6 protein-coding genes are annotated in these 6,849 nt (G+C 45.9%); 3 read left to right on the forward strand and 3 right to left on the reverse strand.

Annotated elements, in window-relative coordinates; genetic code table 11:
* Positions 1–93: 93 nt before the first annotated feature.
* The 3 genes from AC9UEY_RS05440 to AC9UEY_RS05450 form a co-directional block, all read right to left on the reverse strand.
* A complete protein-coding gene (locus AC9UEY_RS05440; RefSeq protein ID WP_509538853.1) occupies positions 94–258 on the reverse strand; it encodes a DUF5679 domain-containing protein in 165 nt (54 codons plus the stop codon).
* A gap of 103 nt (positions 259–361) precedes the next feature.
* The gene (locus AC9UEY_RS05445) at positions 362–988 is read right to left on the reverse strand and encodes a M48 metallopeptidase family protein (RefSeq protein WP_509538855.1); all 627 of its coding nucleotides are present in this window, start codon (positions 986–988) and stop codon (positions 362–364) included.
* 289 nt (positions 989–1,277) lie between these two features.
* Positions 1,278–2,585 carry a zinc-dependent metalloprotease gene (locus tag AC9UEY_RS05450; protein WP_509538858.1) on the reverse strand — a complete coding sequence of 436 codons (1,308 nt, stop codon included), beginning with the start codon at positions 2,583–2,585 and terminating at the stop codon, positions 1,278–1,280.
* A 68-nt stretch (positions 2,586–2,653) separates the two neighbouring features.
* Between AC9UEY_RS05450 and AC9UEY_RS05455 the strand changes: the two genes are divergently transcribed.
* The 3 genes from AC9UEY_RS05455 to AC9UEY_RS05465 all read left to right on the forward strand — a co-directional run bounded on the left by AC9UEY_RS05455 (position 2,654) and on the right by AC9UEY_RS05465 (position 6,683).
* Complete coding sequence (locus AC9UEY_RS05455) at positions 2,654–2,944, forward strand: hypothetical protein (protein ID WP_509538860.1); 291 nt, start codon at positions 2,654–2,656, stop codon at positions 2,942–2,944.
* A gap of 12 nt (positions 2,945–2,956) precedes the next feature.
* Positions 2,957–3,730 carry a S16 family serine protease gene (locus AC9UEY_RS05460; protein WP_509538863.1) on the forward strand — a complete coding sequence of 258 codons (774 nt, stop codon included), beginning with the start codon at positions 2,957–2,959 and terminating at the stop codon, positions 3,728–3,730.
* A 100-nt stretch (positions 3,731–3,830) separates the two neighbouring features.
* The gene (locus AC9UEY_RS05465; protein WP_509538865.1) at positions 3,831–6,683 is read left to right on the forward strand and encodes a UPF0182 family membrane protein; all 2,853 of its coding nucleotides are present in this window, start codon (positions 3,831–3,833) and stop codon (positions 6,681–6,683) included.
* The last annotated feature ends 166 nt before the right edge of the window (positions 6,684–6,849 follow it).

The following is a 6,849-nucleotide window of genomic DNA, read 5'->3' on the forward strand; positions in this document are numbered from 1 at the left end:
CAAAAGACCCCCGCACCGTTAAGTGTGAGGGTCTTTTGTAACGCTAGACGTTCGCAGGTGAACGAGAGCTCACCTACGCGAAACGAAATTTAATTACTGTGCTTTGCCAAGAATACGATTGACCTTGGTGCCACACACTGGGCAGATGCCTTGTGCCATGCGACGACCAGATTCAGAAACCTTTACAGTTCCTTCGAAATCACGCTTCTCTTTGCACTTAACGCAGTAAGCGTCACCTTTGTATGTCTCTGCACTCATTCTTTTCCTCCTATCGACGCGTGCGATCCCATCGGGATTGCTCCCCGTGTGGGGCAGGCGTTCGTGTATGAGGTTACTCGCCAACACGCTTAATTGAGCGTATCTAGGCACCTTTATTTAGGAGTTTTTTTAGAGCCTCTGGGGCGGTGAGGGCGGTTTCAGCCGCCTCATACCCATTCAGATACGCTTGCGCCACCTTTTCCTCCGGGAAACGGGCTAACAACTCCTTAAATTCAGGGCCATGGTCAAAGAACTGCAGGTGGATCCCCTCATGGAAAAGGACGTAATCCAGGACCTCTTCAGGAGCCCCCTTGAGCCGGTCAGAGATCCGAATTGAGCCATCAATGCCTGTGCAAGAACCCCAGCGCTCGCGCATCCCTCGCCAGTTCACCGAAGATGGCCGCACCATGATTTCTGGGGCCAGTTCACTTAATAGTTCGCCTATGCGATTGGTCAGGCTTTCCTCACTCATCGTCGCGGCAGCCTCTTGGGCACGGATCTTGGCAACCATTTCAGGAACCATCGCACGCTCATCAGCTTTGCTCATTCGGGCTGGAATTGAGACCACGATTCGCCCACCCTGACGATAAGCAGAGATATTTTTCTTTCGTCGGGTTGATCTGATGACAATTATCTCGCCCTCTGAGATTCCAGGAAGGGTGTGGTCTTCAAGGGTTGTTTCAACCAAGGATGGTTCTAAAAATGGGTTGGTCTCATTAAAATCCTGCACACCGAAATGTTATGTCATCTCTCAACCAAACCTTGAGAGATTGAGCAGTTGAGGTCGCGAGTCGTACTACTTTTCAGTGAAAAAAGTCGGCACAAAAATCTTCGTTACCTCAATAATTTAGCCTTTGTCAACGTAGTGCCGAGTTGATAAACCTCTGTCAAAGACTTACTTTACGACTACGAGCTCCTCGGATAACAGTTCTACATCAGCAAGGGGAAGGCTGATTTAGAGCAAGTGACCGGGGAGTTCGCTTTTCAATTTCCAGGTGAATTTCAATCTGTTCAATGAACTAGATGAGACCCGACAAATCATCAGGGATCTCTAAGCTCTTCATGAAACTCTCAGGTGTTAATAAGTCTTCTGCTGTTGGAAGAATTCCACTCCAAATACGATCTCGCGACTCAATGTTTTTCAATTCGCGAACTTGTTTCCAAAATACACTCGCTTCACGAGCAAGTCGTGGTGAGACTTGCAATCCAAGCATCGATGAAAATAACTGTTGGGCTGGCGCAGATGTTGCACGGCGGCGGCGCAGTGTTTCTTGAAGTGCTGCGATATTAGGAAGGCGATCTCCAGATGCCATCGCAACAACTTCTTCGCTCCACCCATCAATTAATGCCAAAACGGTTTCTAATTTAGTTAATGCATCGCGCTGTGCTGGTGATTCTTGCGGTGTGAAGATTCCTTCATTTAGGGCAATTGTGAAGCTTTCTGGGCTTGATGGATCAAATCCATTGCCAGATTCAAAGGCTCGTTGTGCTTGTTCTTGAATCGCATCTAAATCAATATTAATTCCCTTGCCGTAATCCGTAATTGCGGTGCGGATATATGAAACTAGCCAAGGATTGTGTGAAAATAACCGCGCAACTGCTGCTTCGCGCAATGCATGGAAGATTCGCACCTCATCGAGTGGAATATCTAAATCTGTTGCCCATTCCTTAATGTTCTGCGGCACAAGAGTTGGAAATGCAGAATCAACTAGTGGTAATCCCACATCATGTGCACCTGTCACTGTGCCCGCTAACCCACCTATAGCTTGGCCCATCTGTGTTGCAATTAATGAGCCAATAAATGAATTAAGAAGCGCTGAAATCATCCCAACTGGAATCTGCATCTGAGGTTGTTCATCTGCAGGAGTTTCGGGCCCCTCCCCTTCTCCAAATGATGCTTGGTTAAGTAATTCCCCAATTGCAGATGAGAGACCAATAGCCAGAGGCTCAACTGATGTTTGCCATCCAGGCAATGTTGTGTCAACCCAATCAGTGCGGGCTAGTGCAACATTTCCAGTGTTGGGAGATTTTGGGAAAAAGGTTGCTTCATCAAGCCACAGCTCGGCAATTGAAAATGCCTGCTTCATCTCTACAACATCATTTGCACCAACAGGAGAAGAGCCTTGCGCAGTTGTAAATTTCTTTGCAGTATCTCTGACAATATTTTTAGGTAAGGCTTCAGTCGATCCAGTAAACCCAGGGCCATTCATTCCAAGCTTTGAGAATTGTTCTTGAATCTGTTGTTGCATCTGTTCCATCATGGCAGCAAAATCAACGGGCTCATTAGAGTCCTCTGGATTTTCTGGGTTGAAACCAAATGGCGTCATGGTTGAATCCTCCCAGCATTGGAACAACTTCGCACGCGGGTTCATTCCCAGCGCGATAGAGTGTGCACATGTCCAACGCATTCTCAGCTCTCATCTGGTGGGTAGTGCCGGCTGTCGGCTTAATTGGTGCACTTGGCTATGTCACATGGGTATCAAAATTTGAAGGAAAGTATCAGCAAGAGACTCAGCGCTCTGTTGGTCAATTTCAGCGCTTTCAGGATTCTCTGAGAGATTCACAAGCCCGCGATGTGGCTGAAGATAGCGAATCGCTAGAGGCCCCTGGAGAAATCACTGTTGACTCTACTCCCCCTGCGCAAAAGCCTTCACGCATTTCAGTGATTCGTCCGGATGCAAACTAGTTCGAGCCCTCAGTGCGATTTTCACCCCTTCCTAAAGTTGTTACAGCGACTCTAGGAGTATTTTTTCTACTGGCAACTATTGCCCCACTTCCATTTGCAATTGTGTTACCAGGTCAAGCGCAAAACATATTTAAAGGTGTTATCACCATTAAAGATCTCGACAATTATCCGGCTAGCGGACGTATTGATTTGATGTCGATTCGGGTTACGAATCCAGATACATGGATCTTTGGACCTGAACTCATTTACTCATGGATTAACGCAGAACATGCTGTCTATCCAAAATCTGCAATCTATCCCCCTGGCACAAGTAGCAAAGAGGAAAGCAAGCAGGCAAAAGCTGACATGGTTGGTTCACAAGATAAAGCGATAAGTGCAGCAATTAATTACTTGCAATCTCATCCTGAAGTTATGGGTGATGGTGCTCTAGGTGTTGCACGAGCAAATGCATTAGATGGCAAGAAAATTAAATTTAAAGTAGGTGAAACAGGTGGTCCCAGTGGCGGACTCGTATTTTCTATTGGTCTAGTCGAATTGCTGACTGAGATGGATTTGATGCAGGGTCGCCATATTGCAGGTACGGGAACAATTGATAACCGAGGGGTCATTGGACCCATAGGTGGAATCAACGAAAAGATCCTTTCTGCCAAAAAAGTTGGAGCAACTGTTTTCTTTGCCCCTGTTGGAAACGCTGAAGAGGTCGCCAAGGTCCCCCAAGGAATTAAAGTCATAACCGTTGCAACCTTGGCTCAAGCCATTTCATACCTTGAGCGCACCCGCACATAGTCTGAGAGTTATTTAGCCTTAACTCCCTCCATTGTGTGCATCTTTGAGCGGCACAAAGATTGAATTGGTAGCCCTAATCGCCTTGCGATAGTTTTCTCCCATGACCAATAACCCCCTGTTCCAACGCCCGACATTTAAAATCCGTGGACGAAAGAGCCCACTGGCCCTGACTATCGGAGTACTTGTAATCACCGGAGCACTCTTCACCGCTCTCAGTGGTTTTTACGCAGACTGGTTGTGGTTTAAGTCCGTGGATTTCACAAGCACATGGTCAACGATCCTCGGTACAAAGGTTTTTCTATTTTTTGTCACAGGTTTATTAACTGCATCAACAGTTTTGGTAAATGTTTGGATCGCATACAAGCGTCGTCCCCTTTATGTTTCAATGACAATGGAGTCAGATAATCTTGAACGTTACCGTTCACAGGTTGAGCCAATTCGCCGAAGCTTATTTATCGGTGGATTTGTCGCACTCTTCTATTTTGCAGGAACATCAGGTTCAACATTGTGGAGCTCATGGTTGCTCTTTAAAAACTCCACTGAGTTCGGTGTGAAAGATCCACAGTTCAACATGGACATTTCATTCTTTGCATTCCGTCTTCCATTCTGGCAAACAATCATTGGTTGGGGAATCTCAACGCTTGTCTTGGCGATCATCGCCTCAGCAGTTGTTCACTACCTGTATGGCGGAATTCGCCTGCAGGTTCAAGAGGATCGAACAACTGTTGCTGCTCGTCTGCAGCTTTCAGTGTTACTAGGTGGTGTAGTCCTACTCAAGGCGGTTGCATACTGGTTTGATCGTTTTGCATTGGCCTTGAAGGAAAGCAAGATCATCACAGGTCTTACCTATACCGATGTAAACGCAGTGCTGCCCGCCAAGGCGATCCTTTCCGGAATCGCACTTGTTTGTGCGCTTTTATTCTTCGCAAATATCATTCGTCGCTCATGGGTTTTGCCTGCAGCTGGCACCGCATTACTAGTTATCTCATCTGTGTTAATCGCAGGTCTATACCCAGCAGCAATTCAAAACTTTCAAGTTAAGCCAAGTGAATCCTCAAAAGAAGCTCCATTTATTCAACGCAATATCGAATCAACTCGGGCTGCATACGGCCTTGAAGATGTGACAGTTAATGATTATCAGGCAACTCTTTCAACTTCAAGCGGCCAACTTGCGAATGATGCGGCAACTATTGCAAATATTCGTTTAATGGATCCGAATGTTCTATCTGCCACCTTCAGACAACTTCAGCAAATTCGCCCCTACTACAGCTTCCCTGAGTCATTAGACGTTGATCGCTATACCGTCAATGGCGTTAAGCGCGATGTGGTTGTAGCTGTTCGTGAATTGAACATACAAGGTAATCCATCTCGTAACTGGATTAACGACCACCTTGTATACACACACGGCTTTGGTTTTGTTGCAGCGTATGGCAATGAGCGGGATGCTGATGGAAAGCCATCATTTACAGTTGGAAATCTTCCACCAACTGGAACTCTTGGAAAGTTTGAACCACGTGTCTACTTTGGTGAGAATGTTCCTGACTACTCAATTATTGGTGGAGTAAAGACTGATGCACCTGTTGAATTCGATTATCCAGATGATGCCTCAGCAAATGGTCAGAAAAACTACACATACTCTGGTTCAGGTGGTGTTCCTGTTGGATCATTGCTCAACAAGGTTGTCTTTGCTCTAAAGTACCAAGAGCAGCGCATTCTTCTTTCATCACTGATCAACAAGGATTCAAAGATTCTCTTTGAAAGAAATCCTCGTGATCGTGTTTCAAAGGTTGCGCCTTGGCTAACCCTTGATGGAGATCCATATCCAGCATTAGTAGATGGCAAGATCTTGTGGATCATTGATGGCTACACGACAAGTGCTGGCTATCCATACTCACGCCAAACATCACTTTCAAATGCAACCGCTGATGCTCTTACAACTAATTCAGCCTCCATTTCTGCACAGGGCAATAAAACAGTTAATTACATTCGTAACTCTGTAAAAGCAACTGTTGATGCATATAACGGAACCGTGACTTTGTATCAATGGGATGAAAAGGATCCAGTTCTGAAGACTTGGTCAAAGGCTTTCCCTGGTGCAATTACACCAAAGAGTGAAATCTCAAAGGGTCTCCTTGACCACATCCGCTATCCCGAAGATATGTTTAGAGTCCAGCGCGATATTTTAAGTTCGTATCACGTTAAGACCGCAGCAGCCTTCTATGGTGGACAAGATTTCTGGCGCGTGCCACGTGATCCATCAACATTTGGTGGTAACGCATCTGCGCAGCCTCCTTACTATTTAACATTGCAAATGCCAGGAGCTAAAACTCCTTCATTCTCACTGACAACACCATTTGTGCCTCGTGGAGGACGTGAAAACCTTTCTGCATTCGCCGTGGTCAATTCAGATCCAGGTCCAGATTACGGAAAGATTTCTGTACTTCAACTGCCACGTAATACAAATATTGCAGGTCCTTCACAGGTTGCTTCGAACTTTGAAGCAAAACCTGATGTAGCAAACTCGCTATCACTACTCCGTCGTGGTGGATCAGATGTTGTGCTTGGTAATTTGTTGACACTACCTGTTGGTGGAGGATTGCTCTATGTGCAACCGGTGTATGTAAAGGCAACTTCAAATACATCTGCATATCCATTACTTCAAAAGGTACTTGTTTCCTTCGGAGATCAAATTGGTTATGACGACACTCTCAAGGGCGCATTGGATCAAGTATTTGGTGGTAACTCTGGGACTAATGCCGGAAACACAACAACTTCTGGTACTACCGGAACAACATCAAATACTTCTCTTGCAAACTCACTTGCTAGTGCAAAGAAGGCTTATGCCGATGGCTTAGCCGCTCTTTCAAAGGGAGACTTTGTTGAATACGACAAGGCACAAAAGCGATTGAAGTCAGCACTTGATGCTGCAATCAGTGCGCAAACCAAAAAATAAGAAATAAAGATGTGATGCTGTAAATATTTACTGCATCAGATAAAGGCCAAGTTCATGCGGGCAATCGCAAGGATTTGGTCTTTATCTATTGGTACGCATAAGATTGCTCCACCGACGCGGGGTGGAGCAGCTCGGTAGCTCGCTGGGCTCATAACCCAGAGGTCGT

The organism is Candidatus Planktophila sp. (assembly GCF_040402275.1).
GTDB lineage: Bacteria > Actinomycetota > Actinomycetes > Nanopelagicales > Nanopelagicaceae > Planktophila.